Here is a 16,332-nt window from a genome sequence, read left to right as displayed (position 1 = left end):
CTGGTCATCTCGTCGCCGAGCGTGAACTCGAGGCCGACGCCCTGCGACTTGGGCAACATCTCTTCCCCGGTGTCGCACTAGTCGTCGGCTCGCATTGTCAGACCGAGCGGCTCGTAGATGTAGATCCGGTGGTCAGGTGACTTCGTACTCGATCGGCGCGTGATCCATCAGGTCCAAGTCCCGTCGGCGGATGCGTGAACAGCGGATGCGTGAATCCGAGCGCGGCCGCGAGATCGTCGAGCGAGCGCTGGTCGTTTTCACGCGCGCATGTGCGCGTGCTCGCTAGGTCCCCTCGATCTCGTAGTGGTATAGCCGAGCTGTGTTCGCCACCCCGCCCCGCTGCGCCACCTTCGTGCTCTTGCTCTTCATCTCGGGCTGCGCCGAAGATCCCAGCGCCCGCGCATTGACACAGAGCACGAGCGCACCGACGAGCGACTCTGCGACAGCCGAGACGGCCACGACGGACTCGGACAGCTCGACGCAGAGCTCCTCGGACACCGACGACACGACCAGCACCACGCAGACTGACTCGACCGGACCAACCGACGACGAGACCACGACGACTGGCGAGCCGCTGCCGCCGGACATCATCTGCGAGCCCTGGGCTGTGCCGAGTGACGCTCACGATCAGTCTGTCGTCCCGGTCGAGGTCGAGCCCGAGGACCCCAACGCGACCAAGATCGTCTTGGTCGCGGGAGCGCCGAGCCTCACTCACCCACTGGGCGCGCACGAGTTCTTCGCCGGGACCGCGCTCCTGGCAAAGATGCTGTGCCAGACGCCAGGCGTGGTCCCAGTGATCGTCAAGGATGGCTGGCCAACGGACGAGGCGATCTTCACTGGCGCCGACGCGATCGTGTTTTATCTCGACGGGGGTGACAGCCATCCGCTCACGGATCCCAACAAGCTGGCGGTCCTCGCCGAGCACATCGACGCGGGCGCAGGGTTCGTCAACCTGCACTACGCGGTCGACTATTCGCCAGCGCTCGGAGCCCAGATCCTCCCCTGGCTCGGCGGATACTATGAATCAGGCTACTCGGTGAACCCCATATGGCAGACGAACTACGCCGAGTTCGCGGCGCATCCGGTGACCAACGGCGTCACGCCGATGACCATCGAGGACGAGTGGTACTACAATATGCGTTGGGTCGAGGGGGAGCTCGGGATCACGCGGATCCTCGAGGACGTCCCGCCCGAGTGGACGCGGACCACCCCTGACACCCAGGCCCACCCAGGTCGCTCGGAGGTCACCGCGTGGGCCTACGACCGCGAGGACGGCGGCCGCGGCTTCGGCTTCACTGGCGGGCACTGGTACGGCAACTGGATCGACACGCCCGAAACCCCGCACGCGCCGATGTTCCGCCGCGTCGTCGTGCACGGGATCTTGTGGAGCGCCCATCATCCGATCCCGGACGGCGGCGCGCCCGTGGCCCTCGACCCCGCAGACAACGGCCGCTGGCTCGATACGAAGTAACGCGCTGAGCCGCCGACTGTGGGTCTGCTCCGAGGTGGCGTGGACGTGAACGGCCGCAACGAGCCGCGGATCGATTGATCGGCCGAGCCTGATCAGGGCGCGCCAAAATACACAGCGCCGATCTCCACGCCGCCCGCGATGAACTCGACGACCTCGCCGTCGACCGGCTTGCAGGCCCCCTGCGCCGTGCACAGCTGCTTGTCTCGCGTGTAGGGGGTGAACACCTCGCCGGACGCGTCAAACCGCGGCGCGTGCTCTTGCGCGAGGGTATCGAGCTGACCCGGCAGCTCCGCCGTGGACACCCACGCGCCGCCGCTGAGCCACTCTTCCATGCCGATCCAGCGATCACCCGCGCCGTCGTGAATCACGCTCATCACGTGGGTGAAGTCGCCCTGCTCATCGCCGACGACCACCAGCTCGTATCCGCTCAGACCGAGCGGCAGGCTCGCGCCGCAGTGGTAGCTAGAGCAGCGGTCCGCGAACAACGGATTGAGCGGCTTGCCGTCGTCCGGCATGTACGGGAACTCGAGCGCCGCCGAGCTGGGCTTTTGGGCGGGCCAGGCGTGGCGGTCGACCCGGCTGCTGAACCACGCGCTGTCGAGCAGGCCCAGCGGCTCGGGGGCCACCTCGTCGCCCTCGGGCGGGTACGAAGGGGACTGCAGCGCCAGCGAGGGCGTGGCGGTGAACTCCACGCGCACATACATCGCGCCCATGTCCGACAGGCTCACCACCGCGTGGCGGTCGGGGTAGACCAGCAGCAGCTCCGCGTCGCTGGTCGCCTTGGACGACAGCGTGGTGACCTTGGGCAGCTGCCCGGCCGGCAGCGGCTCCGCGAGATCGATCGCCAACAGCGAGGTGTCCTGGATCATCAAGGCGATGCCCGAGCGCGGGTCGTACATCGCCCGGTCGATCGGCCCCGCGACCAGCTGCTTGTCCATGCCCGCGAGCGAGACCAACTTCAGGCCTGACTCGCCAATGATCAGCGCGACCGGCTCGGCGTGGGCGCGGACCTCGGCGAGCACGCTGTCGGCCGGAGCCTTGTTCAGCGCGGACGCGGGCGTGACCAAGCTCGCCCACTTGCCCGATCCAGGCTTGGGCTCGGGTTCGGGCTCGGGCTTGGCTTCGGGCTTTTCAGGCGGGTCAGCCGGCTTGGCCTCGTCGGGCTTCGCCGCGACCTCGGGCTGCTCTGCGGGGGCTTGCTTCGCCGCCGGGCCGGTCTTCGCCGGCTCGCCTGCGGGCTCGGAGCGGCACGCCGTCAGCGTGAGCACAGCTGTCGCACACAACACAGTCGCCGAGGCTCGAGGACGCATCGGGCGATGATCGCTGGCGTCGGCGTGGAACACAAGCCGAGTCGACTTACAGACGACTCGGTCCGGTATCCCGACTGCCTAAAAGCTGCCGCCAACGTGAACCCCACCGATCAGCTGGTGGACCCGCGACTGCCGGAGCTCGCGCTCGATCGTGCACACCCGCTCACCACGGGTCTTCTCGCACACCTCACCATGAAAGTTGAAGGTGAAGTCGACCTTGGCGCCCACGAACACGCGCCTGCCAAGCCAGATATCCAGCGACAACCCGGGGCGCAGCGCGAAGCCCTGCGAGTAGGTTCGGCTGCCGCCGCTGGCCGCGACAAACGCCTGGCGCGACCAACCGGGCGCCAGCTCGAACCCGATGTCGATCCGCCAGATCGGAATGTACGCGCGGAGGATCCCGAACACCCCCTGCTGATGGGCGCTACGAAATTCACGCGCGCCCGCGCCCTGCCACGTGGGGTTGAACCAGCCGACGCTATACCCACCGCCAATGAAGAACGCTGGATGTGCGCGCCAGCCAATGTCCAGCGCCATCCCAACCGAAGGCGCGGTCTCGCCGAGCCCGTCGGCCGTGCACTCGCCCTTGCCGGGAATGCAGGCCGACGCGCCGACCATGACCTCGGCTTGACCACCCTTGCGGACCGGCTTGTTGTTCTTGCCGGCCATCGCGACCTGCGGCAGCGCGAGCGCGGCGGTCAGGCCGACCGCAGCTGGGAGAGCGAGAGGGGTGAGGCGAGTGACAAGCGAGCGATGCACGGCGGCTCCTCCAACAAAGGTGAGCGCACCATACCGCGCGCGACCTCGTGCCGCCCGCGGGGGTCGGGCCGAAGTTCCGGTGACGAACGGTGACGCCCGGTTCGCAGGTCGGGCAGTTCGCGCACGGCGCTGGATACATGCCGAATTCTAGACTTTGGAGCCCGTCCCGGCGGTCGGCGGTCACCGGCTCTCGGTTCGTGTCGGAGACCCGCCGGTGGCACTGGCGTCCCTGACGGTCAGCCCCCTCCGGCCGCATGGTGAACCCACCAAACGACGGGCCGCCGCAGCTCGCACCCCCGGAGACAAATCTCGTGACCAACACCGACATTTCCACCACCACTGAGGTCCACATTCGCGTCGCTCGTGACGACGACGCCAGCCGTATCGCCGCGGTGCTCGAAGCGCTTGGCTACAACGTCCTGCGCCAGCTCGACGAGGGCGACGGACCGCAGCGTCTGCGCTGGGCCGTGACTCGGCTCGCGCGCCGCCACAAGCTGACCAGCCGCGAGCAAGACATCCTCGAGCTCGTGCTCGAGGGTCGCTCCAACGAGCAGATCGGGCGCGTGCTCGAGATCAGCCGCGCGACCGTGAAGTGGCACATGCACAACGTGTTCGCCAAGACCAACAGCGGCAATCGTGAGAGCCTGCTGCGCCTGGCCCTGCAGCTCGGCAGTGGTGGCGATCCGATCGTCGAGCCGCTCGCGAGCAAGCAGCCGATGCCAGCGCAAAAGTCGAGCGCCCCGGTCCTCAGCGCGGCCGGTCGCACCCAGACGCTCGTCAAGCGCAGCGACAGCAACTGGGCTGGCTCTGACGACGTGACCGCGCGGATCGAGTTCGATCAGCCCCGCGTGCCCACGGCCGACTCGATCCCCTCGAAGAGCTGGTTCTGACGGGTGGTCGCTCAGGGGTCGCGCGTGCCCACTTCGAGCACGTGCGCGACCCCGGGCACCCCGCCCGCGACCGCCTGCGTCACCCGAGCATCTTGATCCGCGCGGCCCGAGACGGGGCCGCGACAGATCACCGTGCCGTCGAGCCGAACCGCGCACGCGCCCGCGGTCGCGACGACGTCGCTGATCCGCCCGAACACGCGCGAGTCGATGCGATCGTGCGGCTCGTGATCACACGATAGCCGCGTGGCGCCGACCACCGAGCAGCCGCACGCCCGACGCTCGCAGCCGTCGAGCTCGAATCGCTCGTCGCCCGCGAGGCAGGTCCACTCACCGTCGGCGCCGACACACACCCGGCCGCCGATGATCGCCACCGCGCTGGCCGTGGTTGGTGCGTCGACTCGCTGCGGGTGCCCAGGAGCGATCAGCTCGAGGTTCAGCGCCTGTTCGCGATCCCAGCACCACAGCTGCGACTGGTCGTCGACGCGACGCAGCACGCAGCCGTGGTCCTCGTCGCTGTCCGCGAGGATCCGCTCGACCTCCGTGAGCGCGTAGCTTGGCTCGCCGAGCGGCAGCAGCGGCGCCAACGTGTCGGTGTCCGGCTGACGACACGCGACCTGGCCGGCCGCATCGACGACGCAGCCGCCCGCGATGTCGCGCGCGGGGCCGTTCACCTGTTCATGCGTGGGTGCTTGATCGGGCCGCCAACAGCTGACCTGGCCCTCGGCGTCGCGGATGCAGCTGCGCGCGCGATCGCAGCTCAGCTGCACCGCGGGCGCGAGGTCTTCGACCTTGGTCAGGACCTCGCCCGTGCTCCGACCGCAGAACACCGCGCCGTCGGCTCGCCGGGCGCACACGGTGGTCTGTCGCGCGGGCGAGCTCGTGCACAGCTCGACGATCGCCGTGCTCGGGTCGCTCACGGTTGTCGCGGGCGGCAGCTCGACGGGGGTCGTTGGGATCTGCAGTGAGTCGAACGCGGCCTCGATCGTCCGCCACTGCTCGGTCCGGCGATGGGCCCGACAGTGGACCAGCACCGCGGCGCTGGGCGTGGGTCCGGGCAGCTGGCGCAGGCGGCCGCGCACAGGTCCGTGCGAGTAGTCGGTCGCGCCAGCGCTCGCGCTCGAGCTGGGCTCGACCCCGGGCGGCAGCGGACCCGGGCCCTGGCGGCGCAGCTCGATCGTGCACAGCGAGATCTGTGAAGGATCGTCGGTCGGGCCCCAGGCCATGGCGAAATTCGGCTCGTCCTCGTCGACGACGGTCCAGCTCGACGGCAGCGTCAACTGCACGCCCGCCGCGCTCAGCGTGTGACCGGACGCGGGCGGCTGTTCGAGGTCGTGGGTCTCGGTCTCGCCGCGATCGACCTGGCGCGGGGCCGGGGCCTCGCTGGTTCGACAGCTGGGCACGAGGGCGAGGGTGAGTCCGAGCAGGGCTGCGCTGACGCTTCGCATGCGCGCGTGTTGACTAGCAAGATCGCCCGCCGAGCGCCACAGGGTATGGATCTATAGTGGCGGGGTCGTGGACGTCGAGACCGCCGAGCTGCTGCTGCCGTGTGACGAGCTGGTGGAGACCCTCGCGTTCTTCACGGGGCTGGGGTTTGAGCTCGCGTCGATCTTTCCGGCCGATGATCCGCAGCAGGCCCTGCCGCGCGGGCATGGGCTGTGTATCCGGCTGCAGCGTGGGGCGGCGGGGTCGCCCAGCACGTTGCGGTTGCGGTGTCGGCGGCTCGGGGCGGCGCGCTCACGGTCGAGCTGCCGGGCTAAGCACGCTCAGCAGCGCAAATAAAAGTCCTCCCCCATCCCAAACAGCCCATCGAGCTCCACCCGCTCCCCATCCCCCCCGCGTACAAACCCTCGCACCCGACCAAACGGCCCCCGATAGCGACTCTCGATCACCACCGCATTCACCCGAACATGCCCGTCGAGCTCGATCACAAAGTCAACCTCGACGTCGCCAGCCTCATCACGGATCTCCCAGACCTCGGGCGAATCCTCAGCCCGCCGCACAAACGTCACCGGAGGCAACAAATGCAAGCGCCCGTCGATCCACAGACAATTCTCGTTATACCGGGCCGGATCAATCGAGTCATTCCGCGTCAGATTGAACCCAATCCGCCGCCCACGAGCGTCAAAGCCCCCACCGGTCACCCAGTCCCAGCGCATCACCCGGGGGTAGTACCCCTTGTGATCATCCATCAACAAAAAGCTGTCGTCACGCCCAAACCGCAGCTCCTCGTCCCCGAGCCTCAGCTCCCCCTCGAGCGCCAGGCAACCCTTGTGAGAGTACATCCCGCGCCCGCGAGCGAACGGAATGCACACCACCTCGGGCTCGCATCCCTCAGCCAACGCCGTGACACTTCCAGACAGCCGCGGCATGTCGTCCGTCTGCGGCAGCTCGAGCTCGATCGTAATCCGATCGTCTACGAGACGATTCACGAACCGCAGCGACGCGCCCCCGCCTTCGTACTGCATGCACGAGTCCAGCAGGTTGCGCGGCGCGGTCAGAGCCCAGCCGGGCAGCCTGCGCTCGAACACGTGCTTGCGACGTTGCTCGCGGTCGTAGACCTTGACCTGGGCGAGCGCGAGCAGCTTGGCGTTGAACAGGGCGACGATGAAGAACCACCGCTCGTTGCCGAACTGAAACGCCTGCCACTCCTTGAGTCGCAGCGCCCGCAGCGGACCCGGCAGCGGGACGGCGAAGGGCTGGGCGTCGATCAGGTTGGTGTCGGCCAGCGGCGCCCGATAGGTTCCGTGGGCGACGCGGCCGTGCTCGACCAGCGCCGCGGGGACCTGCAAAATCTCTCGCATGTGGGCGAGATGGTACGACGATTTTGCCGGCTGCGCCCGCCGGGCCCGCGACGCCGTGCGCGTCAGGATTCGACGCCCACGCGGTCGGCCTCGAGGGTCGCGGGCACCTCGATGTCGGCTCCGCGCATGCCAAGGGTGGCCGAGCTGCCGCTCAGGCTGGGGTTGCCGGTCTTGAACAGGCCGCCGTCGCCGTGGCTGACGGCGCCACCGGTGTCGTGGCCGATCAGCATCGAGAAACCAACTAGACTGACGGCGAAGATCGCCAACATGGCTGCAATGAACATGGGACTCATGGAAATTCCTTTCGGGGGGGAAAACGTTTTGTGGTTGAGTGAGGGCGGCTCTAGGCGAGCACGCCGGTCTGGACCGCGCCGTGGCGACGCAAGAGCAGGTCGAGGTCGCGCTCGGTCTCGATCAGCAACACGGTGTTGCCGAACCGCAGCAGCCCGCGGAGCCTTCGCAGCTCCTGTCGAGCCCGCGTGGAGTAGGTCAGCGCACCCGCGAGTCCGCCGAGCAGGGCGGCGAGCATGACGACGATCGCGGTCGTCCAATACGGCGAGGTGATCCGCGGAGGCAGGGCGTCGACACCCACCATCACGAGCCCGGCGAGCGAAGCAAGCATCATGCCTGCGACGACCGAGGCGCCCATGATCGTGCCAACACCGGCCATGGTGTGCCGCAGCGGGATCTTGTCCTGGGTGAGGTCGGCGGCCTTGTCGAGAAGCTCGACCTCGCCGTCGATCGCAGCGTCAACCTCGGCTCGCGCCACGTGGGCGGCCTTGCGGTTGGGAAAAAGTGCATACTTGAGACGTGCCTGACCTGTCATGGGACTCCTTTGTGCTCCACCGGGAACCCGGCGTGCGCAGCAGTAATCGGGCCTAGACAATCGATTCGAGCCAACATGGCGAGTCGAGAGACCTCGATGTGCGCTTATCAATTACATAGTACACTTTTGCGCATATGTCAAATATGTGAACATTGTTCGAGGTGTCAAATAGTGACACTCGACGACATCTGACGCTCGCTCTGGCTGCGCCTGGCTCGACGGCCACACCGCCGCCACACCGCCGAAGATCACTCCGCGCGAGCGCCCTTGTAATTTTCGACCGATTCAGTTATAAAGGCATCCGCAGACGCTGCAGATCGGATCTACCTGGTCATGCACGTCGTTCCGGTTGACACTTGCGTCCCGGTCAAAAATCAACGTGCAGACACGCAATCTCATCAATGGCGAGTGGAGGGATGCACCTTCGGGGGCGACCTTCGACGTGACAAATCCGGCCACAGACGAGGTCATTGCCAAAGTGCCCGACGGGGGCGCTGGGCAGGCCGTAGCCGCGATCGCGGCGGCCCGGGCGGCGCTGCCCAGCTGGCGAGCGCTGCCGGCCGCCGAGCGGGCGGGGCCGCTCGCCAAGCTCGCCTCGCTCATGCTCGCGAAGCAAGACGAGCTAGCGAAGTTGCTGACACGTGAACAGGGCAAGCCGCTCGCCGAGGCCCGCGGTGAGATCAGCTATGCGGCCTCGTTCATCAGCTGGGCCGCCGAGGAAGCCAAGCGGGTCTACGGCGAGACGGTGCCGGCCTCGCGCACGGACCAACGCATCCTGGTGCTGCGCCAGGCGGTCGGGGTCGTCGCCGCGATCACCCCGTGGAATTTTCCGGCCGCAATGATTACGCGCAAGCTCGGGCCTGCGCTGGCGGCCGGGTGCACAATTATCGTCAAGCCAGCGGAGCAGACGCCGCTGTCGGCCTTCGCCATCGGTGAGCTCGCGCTCGAGGCCGGAATCCCGGCGGGCGTGCTCAACATCATCACGGGTGACTCTGCTGCGATCGGTCAGGCGATCTTCGCCGATCCAACCGTGCGCAAGGTGTCGTTCACCGGCTCCACGGCCGTCGGCCAGAAGCTGATGGTCGCGGCGGCCAACAACGTCGTCCGGCTCTCGCTCGAGCTGGGCGGCCACGCGCCGTTCTTGGTGTTCGACGACGCGGACGTCGACGCGGCGGTCATCGGGGCGATCAAGAGCAAGTTCCGCAACGCCGGCCAGACTTGCGTGTGTCCCAATCGCTTCTTCGTGCAGGACGGGATCTACGATGAATTCGTGGCCAAGCTCGCCGCCGCGCTCGAGCCCCTGCGAATCGGCTCGGGCCTCGACGAGGGCGTGAGCGTGGGTCCACTGATCGACGACGACGCCGTCGCCAAGGTCCGCGACCACGTCGACGACGCGCTCAGCCACGGTGCCACGCTGCGGCTCGGCGGCAAGATCTTCAGCCCCGAGTCCGGCCTGACCGAGCGCTTCTGCCAGCCAACCATTCTCGAGGGCGTCAACGCCTCTATGAAGCTCAATCACGAAGAGACCTTTGGCCCGGTCGCGCCGATCCGCCGCTTCACCCACGAGGCCGAGGCGATCGAGCTGGCCAACGACTCGCCCTACGGCCTGGCCTCGTACTTCTACACCCGGGACAACTCGAGGGTGTGGCGGGTCGCCGAGGCCCTCGAGTACGGCATCGTCGGGGCCAACGATGGCGCCCCCTCGACCGCACAGGCGCCGTTTGGCGGGGTCAAGATGTCTGGCATTGGCCGCGAGGGCGGGCGCTACGTCATGCACGAGTACCTCAACATCAAGTACGTCTCGATCGGGATCGACTGAGAGCGAATGAACAACTCTACTGACTTGATTCAACGTCGGCGTGCGGTCGTGGCCCAGGGGGTCGGGATGTTCGCGGGCGAGACAACGGCGGTCTCGGCCAGCGGCGCGCGCATCGTCGACGCCGACGGCAACGAGCACATCGACTTCGCCGGAGGGATCGGGGTCATGAACGTCGGCCACTGCAACCCCGAGGTCGTCGCGGCGATCCAGGAGCAGGCGGCGCGGCTGCTTCACGCCTCGATCCATGTGGCCACCTATGAGCCCTACGTGGCGCTGTGCGAGGCGCTGGTCCGGCTGATCCCGCATGGCAAGGAGTCCGGGGGGTCCGGCGCGACCAAGGCCATGCTCGTCAACAGCGGCGCCGAAGCGGTCGAGAACGCGATCAAGATCGCCCGCCAAGCAACCGGCCGGGCCGCGATCGTGTGCTTCGACGGCGGGTTCCATGGCCGCACGCTGCTGGCGATGACGCTGACTGGAAAGAGCGCCTACAAGCTCGGCTGCGGCCCGTTCGCGCCGGAGGTCTATCGGGTCCCGTTCCCCAGCGCCTTCCACGAGGGCCACCGCGGCTCGGAGGCCGAGCTCGTGAATCAACACCTGGCTCAATTCGAAGAGCGGTTCGTCCGGGGCCCGATCGCCGCCGATCAGATCGCCGCGATCATCATCGAGCCCGTTCAGGGCGAAGCTGGGTTCGTGGTCGCGCCCCCGGCCTACCTGCAGGGCCTGCGTGAGATCTGTGATCGCCACGGCATCATGTTGATCTTCGACGAGGTCCAGAGCGGGTTTTGTCGGTCGGGCTACTGGGCGGCGTTTCAGCACGCTGGGGTCACGCCGGATCTATCGACGTGGGCCAAGTCGCTGGGCAGCGGGCTGCCGATCGCGGCGGTGCTCGGCCGCGCCGCGGTCATGGACGCGGCGCTGCCTGGCACGATCGGTGGCACCTACGGCGGCAACCCGGTCGCGTGCGCGGCCGCGCTCGCAACGTTGAGGGTGATGGAGCGCGAGCAGCTCAGCGCCCGGGCCCGGGTCATCGGTGATCAGGTCCGCGCCCGCTTCGAGGGCCTGCGCGACCAGTGCAATGTCGTTGGCGAGGTCCGGGGCCTCGGCGCCATGATGGCGATCGAGCTGTGCCACGGGGGTGATCCCAAGCGCCCCGCACCCCAAGTGACCGCGGCCGCGGTCGCCCGCTGCCGCGCCGAGGGTGTGCTGGTGCTCACCGCTGGCGCGTTCGGCAACATCATTCGAACACTCTCACCGCTGGTCATCTCTGACGCCGATCTCGATCGTGGCTTGACCGTCATCGAGACGGCGATCATCGCGGCCGCAAAGGAACACGCAACTTCATGACGCCATTCGCCATCGCCGGAGTCCAAATGTCGCTCTCGGCCATTCACTCCAACGTCGACCGCATGATCACGCGCTTGAGCGTGCTCATGCAGATCTACCCGTGGGTGCAGATGGTCGTGTTCAGCGAGCTGGCGCCGTTCGGGCCGCTGATCGCCAACGCCAAGACCTTCCCCTGTGACACCGAAGCGCGGTTTCAGGAGCTCGCCGCTCGCCACCAGATCTGGCTGATACCGGGCAGCATGTTCGAGCGCGAAGGTGACACGATCTACAATACCGCGAGCGTGATCGATCCGGCCGGCAACGTCGTGGGTCGCTATCGCAAGATGTTCCCGTTCTACCCCTACGAGCAAGGTGTCACCGGTGGCAATGAGTTCCTGGTGTTCGACGTCCCCAACGTCGGGCGATTTGGCGTGTCGATCTGCTACGACATGTGGATCCCCGAGACCTCACGCACGCTCGCAGCGATGGGCGCCGAGGTCATCCTGCACCCAACCTTGACCTCGAGCATCGATCGTGACGTCGAGCTCGCGATCGCCCGGGCCACGGCGGCCCAGCAGCAGTGCTTCTTCTTCGACGTCAACGGCCTCGGCGACGGGGGCATTGGCCAGTCGATCGTGATCGGGCCAAACGGTGATCCGCTGCATCGCTGCGGCGCCGGGGAGGTCCTGTTCCCGATCGAGATCGACGTCTCGCGCGTCGCTCGAACCCGCGAGCTCGGGCTCAAGGGCCTCGGCCAGCCGCTCAAGAGCTTCCGCGATCGCACGGTGCGGTTCCCCGTATACGAAGACACCTGGCGCGAGCAGGGCTACTTTGCTGGCCTCGGGCCCCTCCAGAAACCGGTTCGTAACGAGCCACTGCCCTACCCCGGCCCCGTAGTGAGGACGCGTAATTCCCAGTGAATGATCAGAAGTCACAAGCGCAACAAGGTTTCCGACCCTACTACGACGCGTCTCAGTTCCGCGTTGACGTGTGGAACGAGCTCAGGCGGCTCACCAGTCGGCTCGAGCGAAACGGCCGGACCAAGGCCGACAGCACGGGGCTCAGTCTCTCGATCAAGCACAAGCTCGAGACGCTCACCGAGATCGAGCAGTACTTCGCGTTCCCGGGCTGTCGCGCGTGTCGCCAGCTCGAGAGCGCCCAGCGTCGCGGGCACCACGGGGCCCTGGCTCGGCAGACCGAGCGCCTGGTGCGGATGCTGGTCAGCGATCAATACCGCAGCCGCGACGCCCGCGATGTCATGCATGACGACAGCGAGGGGCCTGAGACCGCGGGGAGCGACCCAACAGACCACGCTGGCGCGAACGGGGGCCGGCCCTACTTCGAGGTCCTGGTCGTCGACGACACGGGCACCGACACCAGTCAGGACACGCGCAAGCGCCTGCTCGGGATGCGCCGCGAGCAGGACGCGTACACCTACGACGTGGTCGTGGTCACCAACCTCGAAGATGCGGTCATTGCTGCGCAGTTCAACTTCAACATTCAGAGCGTCGTCATTCGCTATAGCTTTCCAACCGAGTCGCAGACGACCGAGCCGATGTTGCGCAATTACCTGGCCCACGGTGACGTGTCCGCGGCGATCGAGCGCAACCTCGAGCACCCGGCCTGGGGCCTGGGCGAGGCCCTCAAAGCCCTGCGGCCCGAGCTCAACCTGTACCTGGTGACCGATGATCCCCTGCGCAACGTCGCGGGCCACACCGGGCGCTCGTTCAGCCGGGTGTTCTACGACCAAGAAGACTACCTCGAGCTCCACCTGACGATTCTTCGGGGCATTCACGAGCGCTACGAGACCCCGTTCTTCAACGCGCTGCGCGAGTACAGCCACCGCCCCACCGGGGTCTTTCATGCCATGCCGATCTCGCGCGGCAAGTCGATCTTCAAGTCGCACTGGATCCGCGATCTCGGCGAGTTCTACGGTGAGAACATCTTCCTGGCCGAGACCTCCGCGACGACCGGGGGCCTCGACTCGCTGCTGCAGCCGCACGGGCCGATCAAGAGCGCGCAAGAGAAGGTCGCCCGCGCGTTTGGGTCGCACCGCTCGTACTTCGTGACCAACGGGACCTCGACCGCCAACAAGATCGTCGTGCAGGCGCTGCTGTCGCCCGGCGACATCGCGCTGGTCTCGCGGGATTGCCATAAATCGCACCACTACGCGCTGGTCCTCGCGGGCGCGCAGCCGGTGTACATGGATCCCTACTCCCTGCGCGAATACACCATGTATGGCGCGGTCACGCTCCACGAGATCAAGCGCAACCTGCTCGAGCTCGACCGCGCGGGCAAGCTCGACCGCGTGCGCATGTTGCTGCTGACCAACTGCACCTTCGACGGCATCATCTACAATCCCTATCGGGTCATGTCCGAGGTCTTGGCGATCAAGCCGGACATGGTGTTTGTGTGGGATGAGGCCTGGTACGGGTTCGCGCGGTTTGCCCCGGACTACCGACGGCGCTCGGCGATGGCCTCGGCCCGGCGGCTGCGCTACGAGCTCGAGAGCGAGGAGTACCGGTCCCGCTACGCCACGTGGCGGGCCAGCGCGGATCTCGACGATCCCAAGTTCATGCTCGAGCAGCCGCTGATGGCGGATCCGGACGCGTCAACCGTCCGCTGCTACGCGACCCAGTCGACCCACAAGACGCTCACGTCGCTGCGCCAGGGGTCCATGATCCACGTGTACGACCTGGACTATGGCCGCCGGGTCGCGGAGGCGTTCGAGGACGCGTACATGACCCACACGTCGACGTCGCCGAATTACCAGATCATCGCGTCGCTCGACGTCGGCCGGCGGCAGGTCGAGCTCGAGGGCTACGAACTGGTGACCCAGAGCGTGGCGCTGGCCATGGCCCTGCGCGAGCGCGTGCAAGACAGCCCCGAGCTCGCGGCGTATTTTCAGGTGCTCAAGCCGCGTGATCTGATCCCCGCGGAACACCGCGCGTCGGGGCTCGAGGAGTTCTACCGGCCGGGGTCCGGCTACCAGAAGATGGGTCCGGCGTTCGAGCATGACGAGTTTGTGGTCGACCCCACCCGCGTCACGATCCAGATCGGGCACACCGGGATGGACGGCGACACCTTGCGCAGCCACTTGATGGATCGTTACGACATCCAGATCAACAAGACATCGCGCAATACCGTGCTGTTCATGATCAACATTGGGACCAGCCGGGGCGGGATCGCGTACTTGCTGGAGGTGCTCAGTCGGATCGCCCGCGACCTGTCGGAGCACCGCGCGGTCGAGAGCGCGCTCGAGCGGCGCATTGGCGAGGCCCGGGTCGACGCGCTGACCAAGCAGCAGCCGCCCATGCCGAACTTCAGCCGGTTTCACGCGAGCTTCTCCGACGACTCCGGCACGATCGAGGGTGACCTGCGGCGCGCGTTCTTCCTGGGCCGCAGCGAGTCCTCGTGCGACTTCTTGCGGCTCGACGGGCAGATCCAGGCCGCCATGAGCGCGGGCAAGGCGATCGTCTCGGCCGGGTTCGTGACGCCCTACCCGCCCGGATTTCCGGTGCTCGTGCCCGGGCAGATCGTGAGCGCCGAGATCCTCGATTATCTCGCCGCCCTCGATGTCAAGGAGATCCACGGCTACAACCCCGACTTTGGCCTGCGGGTCTTCACCCAGGCTCAGCTCGGCCTCAACTAGACGGAAAGCAACAAATGAAGACACTCGATTCGCTCTCTGACATCCGCCGATTCTTCTACCGCGACGACGTCCCCACCTACTTTGTCAGCGCCACGCCGTTCAACCTGTTGGGGCTCGACGAGTGGGTCAAGAACTGGAAGTTCATCAATTATATCGATTGCTTCGATGGTCAGCACCCCAACGTGATCACGCCGTCGGACACGACCGATCGGGTGTTTCAGAGCATCGAGGAGATCAACAACTATCTGTTGCAGCACAAGTCGATCGTCGACTTCATTCGCGCGCGGGGCCCAGGGCGCGCGGTGTTTCTGTTCTTCGACGAGGAGACCGAGGCGCTGTGCAAGGAGCTCGACCTCGAGGTCTGCTTTCCCTCGGCGCAGCTGCGCGAGGCGATCGACAACAAGATCGCGACCACGCAGATCGGCAACGAGGCTGGGGTCGCTTCGGTCCCCAACGCGCTCGGCAAGGTCGCCGACTGGGACGGGCTGGTCGCGCTGGCGAACGGCGCGGATCTGGGCCTGGATCTCGTAATTCAGACGGCGTTTGGCGACTCGGGGCACACCACCTTCTTCATCAAGAGCGAGGCTGATTTTGCCAAGCACGCCGAGGAGATCGCCAAAGAGGACGTCGTCAAGGTCATGAAGCGGATCCGCTGCCGCGGGGCCGCGCTCGAGGCCTGCGTGACCCGGCATGGCACAATTGTGGGGCCGCTCATGACCGAGCTCGTCGGGTTTCCCGAGCTCACGCCCTACCGCGGCGGCTGGTGCGGCAACGAGGTGTTTGTCGACGCGTTCCCGGCCGTGGTCCGCGAGCAAGCCCGCAAGTCGACCTTTCGGTTCGGCGAGGCCCTGCGCAAGCGCGGCTATCGGGGCTACTTCGAGTGCGACTATCTGTATGATCTCGACACCCACGATGTGTATCTTGGCGAGGTCAACCCGCGCGTGACCGGGGCCAGCTCGATGACCAACCTGGCCTCGTTCGCCCACGCGGACGCGCCGCTGTTCTTGTTTCACCTGCTCGAGTTCTCGGGCGCCGAGTTCGAGCTCGACGTCGCCGCGCTCAACGAGCGGTGGTCGGACCCCGACAATATCGACAACTGGAGTCAGCTCGTCATCAAGCACACCGAGGACTCGGTCCAGTGCGTGACCGAGGCGCCGACCTCGGGGATCTGGACCTTGCGCGATGACGGCGGCGTCGACTTTGTCCGCAATCAGACCCACCGCCGCACCGCCCACGACGGGCGCAACGCTTTCTGGCTGCGCATGACCGGGGTTGGCGACTATTTCTACGAGGGCGCCGATCTCGGGATTCTGGTCACGCCGGGTCGGTTGATGGATGACGAGTTCCAGCTGACGCCGCGGGCCAAGTCCTGGATCGCGGGGATCCGCGCGCAATATTCGGGCCGACCGCTGCAGGCCCAAGAAGACGAGGTCGTCGCCCGCGTCGCCGAGGTCGCCGGCTTCAAGTTCCTGTAGATCGCC

14 protein-coding genes are annotated in these 16,332 nt (G+C 66.8%); 8 read left to right on the top strand and 6 right to left on the bottom strand.

From position 1 onward, the window contains the following. Positions 1–319 precede the first annotated feature (319 nt). A complete protein-coding gene (locus tag ENSA7_RS27895) occupies positions 320–1,471 on the top strand; it encodes a ThuA domain-containing protein (RefSeq protein WP_106092410.1) in 1,152 nt (383 codons plus the stop codon). Positions 1,472–1,563: 92 nt separating this feature from the next. On the opposite strand, the gene ENSA7_RS27890 is transcribed toward ENSA7_RS27895, so the two are convergent. Next, positions 1,564–2,739 carry a hypothetical protein gene (locus ENSA7_RS27890; RefSeq protein ID WP_106092409.1) on the bottom strand — a complete coding sequence of 392 codons (1,176 nt, stop codon included), beginning with the start codon at positions 2,737–2,739 and terminating at the stop codon, positions 1,564–1,566. 120 nt (positions 2,740–2,859) lie between these two features. Beyond that, positions 2,860–3,540 (bottom strand): hypothetical protein, encoded by a 681-nt coding sequence (locus ENSA7_RS27885; RefSeq protein ID WP_106092408.1) that lies wholly within the window; start codon positions 3,538–3,540, stop codon positions 2,860–2,862. 311 nt (positions 3,541–3,851) lie between these two features. On the opposite strand from ENSA7_RS27885, the gene ENSA7_RS27880 reads away from it, so the two are divergent. Continuing rightward, entirely contained in the window at positions 3,852–4,430 is a 579-nt protein-coding gene (locus ENSA7_RS27880) for a helix-turn-helix domain-containing protein (RefSeq protein WP_244923931.1), read from the top strand. An 11-nt stretch (positions 4,431–4,441) separates the two neighbouring features. Here ENSA7_RS27880 and ENSA7_RS27875 read toward each other — a convergent pair whose 3' ends face one another. Then, the gene (locus ENSA7_RS27875; RefSeq protein ID WP_106092406.1) at positions 4,442–5,875 is read right to left on the bottom strand and encodes an RCC1 domain-containing protein; all 1,434 of its coding nucleotides are present in this window, start codon (positions 5,873–5,875) and stop codon (positions 4,442–4,444) included. A gap of 67 nt (positions 5,876–5,942) precedes the next feature. Between ENSA7_RS27875 and ENSA7_RS27870 the strand changes: the two genes are divergently transcribed. Then, positions 5,943–6,209 (top strand): hypothetical protein, encoded by a 267-nt coding sequence (locus ENSA7_RS27870; RefSeq protein ID WP_106092405.1) that lies wholly within the window; start codon positions 5,943–5,945, stop codon positions 6,207–6,209. On the opposite strand, the gene ENSA7_RS27865 is transcribed toward ENSA7_RS27870, so the two are convergent. From ENSA7_RS27865 to ENSA7_RS27860, 3 genes are all read right to left on the bottom strand, one after another. Then, on the bottom strand, positions 6,194–7,231 hold the full coding sequence (locus ENSA7_RS27865; RefSeq protein ID WP_106092404.1) for a DUF2804 domain-containing protein: 1,038 nt from the start codon (positions 7,229–7,231) through the stop codon (positions 6,194–6,196). The two genes, ENSA7_RS27870 and ENSA7_RS27865, sit on opposite strands and share 16 nt — an antisense overlap. Positions 7,232–7,293: 62 nt before the next feature. After that, on the bottom strand, positions 7,294–7,524 hold the full coding sequence (locus ENSA7_RS42565; RefSeq protein ID WP_146158212.1) for a hypothetical protein: 231 nt from the start codon (positions 7,522–7,524) through the stop codon (positions 7,294–7,296). A gap of 50 nt (positions 7,525–7,574) precedes the next feature. Then, on the bottom strand, positions 7,575–8,057 hold the full coding sequence (locus tag ENSA7_RS27860) for a hypothetical protein (protein WP_146158211.1): 483 nt from the start codon (positions 8,055–8,057) through the stop codon (positions 7,575–7,577). Between the two features lie 373 nt (positions 8,058–8,430). Between ENSA7_RS27860 and ENSA7_RS27855 the strand changes: the two genes are divergently transcribed. From ENSA7_RS27855 to ENSA7_RS27835, 5 genes are all read left to right on the top strand, one after another. Beyond that, positions 8,431–9,876: an NAD-dependent succinate-semialdehyde dehydrogenase gene (locus ENSA7_RS27855; RefSeq protein ID WP_106092443.1), complete on the top strand. Its 1,446-nt coding sequence runs from the start codon at positions 8,431–8,433 to the stop codon at positions 9,874–9,876. A 6-nt stretch (positions 9,877–9,882) separates the two neighbouring features. Beyond that, positions 9,883–11,220, top strand: a complete 1,338-nt coding sequence (locus ENSA7_RS27850; RefSeq protein ID WP_106092402.1) for an aspartate aminotransferase family protein — start codon at positions 9,883–9,885, stop codon at positions 11,218–11,220. Then, entirely contained in the window at positions 11,217–12,119 is a 903-nt protein-coding gene (locus tag ENSA7_RS27845; RefSeq protein WP_106092401.1) for a carbon-nitrogen hydrolase family protein, read from the top strand. The genes ENSA7_RS27850 and ENSA7_RS27845 overlap by 4 nt, the downstream gene beginning before the upstream one ends. A 68-nt stretch (positions 12,120–12,187) precedes the next feature. Then, complete coding sequence (locus ENSA7_RS27840) at positions 12,188–14,851, top strand: aminotransferase class I/II-fold pyridoxal phosphate-dependent enzyme (RefSeq protein ID WP_219908066.1); 2,664 nt, start codon at positions 12,188–12,190, stop codon at positions 14,849–14,851. A 14-nt stretch (positions 14,852–14,865) separates the two neighbouring features. Then, a complete protein-coding gene (locus tag ENSA7_RS27835; RefSeq protein WP_106092399.1) occupies positions 14,866–16,326 on the top strand; it encodes a biotin carboxylase in 1,461 nt (486 codons plus the stop codon). Positions 16,327–16,332: the final 6 nt, after the last annotated feature.

The sequence above is a fragment of the Enhygromyxa salina genome (assembly GCF_002994635.1).
GTDB lineage: Bacteria > Myxococcota_A > Polyangia > Nannocystales > Nannocystaceae > Plesiocystis > Plesiocystis salina_B.
The sequence above is the reverse complement of the archived record's forward strand: the minus strand, read 5'-3'. Positions and strand labels throughout refer to the sequence as shown.

Bases quoted from the DNA above. Each gene is read 5' to 3' on its own strand.
- ENSA7_RS42565 (WP_146158212.1), bottom strand. From the start codon at position 7,524: ATGAGTCCCATGTTCATTGCAGCCATGTTGGCGATCTTCGCCGTCAGT.
- ENSA7_RS27875 (WP_106092406.1), bottom strand. From the start codon at position 5,875: ATGCGAAGCGTCAGCGCAGCCCTGCTCGGACTCACCCTCGCCCTCGTG.
- ENSA7_RS27865 (WP_106092404.1), bottom strand. From the start codon at position 7,231: ATGCGAGAGATTTTGCAGGTCCCCGCGGCGCTGGTCGAGCACGGCCGC.
- ENSA7_RS27845 (WP_106092401.1), top strand. From the start codon at position 11,217: ATGACGCCATTCGCCATCGCCGGAGTCCAAATGTCGCTCTCGGCCATT.
- ENSA7_RS27860 (WP_146158211.1), bottom strand. From the start codon at position 8,057: ATGACAGGTCAGGCACGTCTCAAGTATGCACTTTTTCCCAACCGCAAG.
- ENSA7_RS27835 (WP_106092399.1), top strand. From the start codon at position 14,866: ATGAAGACACTCGATTCGCTCTCTGACATCCGCCGATTCTTCTACCGC.
- ENSA7_RS27850 (WP_106092402.1), top strand. From the start codon at position 9,883: ATGAACAACTCTACTGACTTGATTCAACGTCGGCGTGCGGTCGTGGCC.